Genomic DNA, 1,381 nt, shown 5'->3' with positions numbered 1-1,381 from the left:
AATAATGAAATGGCTACCCCCGCCGCCCCCTGTGATCGCCCACTAAGCTTTCACAGGGGGCTCACCGGAGACCGTTGCCATGAACAAAGTAGCTATTGCCGCCATCGACCTGGGAAAACACACCTTTCACCTGCATGCGCAGGATGATCGTGGACATGTGCTCTGCCGCAAAAAATTTACACGCACCGCGCTTTTTCAGCATCTGGCGAATGTCGAGCCTTGCACCGTCGTGATGGAAGCCTGTGGCGGCGCCCACTTCATGGCGCAGGAGCTCGCAAAACTGGGACATACGCCCAAACTCATTGCTCCTCATCTCGTGCGCCCCTACGTGAAAAGCAACAAAAACGACTTTGCTGATGCCGAGGCGATCTGCGAGGCAGCGACTCGCCCGACGATGCGTTTTGTACCGCCCAAAACCCAGGCCCAGCAAGTGCTGGCCATGTCCAACTCGATACGCGATTCGTTCATCAAAGACCGCACTGCGGCCGTCAATCGGATTCACGCAGCCCTTCTGGAGGTGGGCGTCAGCCTGGCCTGCGGCTTCCAAGCCATCCGAGAGCTTCCAGCGTTGCTTGAGGCAAGTTCATTTTCTGAACGCATCAAGAAAAATCTGATGCTGCTGCATGGGCACTTCAACTACCTGGACGGGCAGGTTAAAAAACTGGACAAGGACGTGGAATGCCAGGCCGCTGAAGATGATCTGGCAACGCGCTTGATGACCATACCGTGTGTCGGGCCGATCACCTCCAGCGCCCTGGCTGCCGAGCTGGGCGATGGCAAACAGTTCAAATGCGGCCGAGGCTATGCGGCGTCGATCGGGCTGGTACCTAAACAACACGGCACGGGCGACAAGACCGTGCTGCTGGGCATCAGCAAGCGTGGCGATCGAAACCAGAGACGCCTGCTCATCCAGTGCGCCCGTGTTTACTTGATACAGCTGGAACGACAGAAAGGAGCCTTGGCGGACTGGGTCCGCCAGCTATTGGCGTCCCGCCATCACTCCAATCTCGTGGTCTGTGCGTTGGCCAACAAGCTGGCAAGAATCGCCTGGGCGATTGCGGCCCATCACACTGAATTCGATGCAGGGCCAAGCGCGATGAACGCCTGACCCTGCTGTCACCCGAGCACCACCCACCTGGTTTTGCGATGCTGGATAACAGATGACGTGAACGGCCAACCGGCCTGACGACAACCCTGAGCTCCCACACGGCTGAAAGGCCGTTCAAATAGTTAGGATCGTCGGGCATCGATTCTCATCGAGGCGCGGGGCTACAACCCCACTCAGACGCCGGATAGATGAAAGCAAGCCAAACACGACATCAAAAACAGTATTGCAGAAAAGGGGGTAACCATAGATGTGGGAGCGGGCTTGCTCGCGAAG

The 1,381-nt window shown here is 57.5% G+C and carries 1 protein-coding gene; it reads left to right on the top strand.

Annotated features, from left to right (window positions below; translation table 11 throughout):
- Positions 1-79 precede the first annotated feature (79 nt).
- Positions 80-1,108: an IS110 family transposase gene (locus tag FQ187_RS29835; RefSeq protein ID WP_149632225.1), complete on the top strand. Its 1,029-nt coding sequence runs from the start codon at positions 80-82 to the stop codon at positions 1,106-1,108.
- The last annotated feature ends 273 nt before the right edge of the window (positions 1,109-1,381 follow it).

Origin of the sequence: Pseudomonas sp. ANT_J28 (assembly GCF_008370005.1) — a bacterium.
In the GTDB taxonomy this organism is placed as follows: Bacteria; Pseudomonadota; Gammaproteobacteria; order Pseudomonadales; family Pseudomonadaceae; genus Aquipseudomonas; species Aquipseudomonas frigoris.
This window is presented reverse-complemented; position numbering and strand designations above follow the sequence as displayed.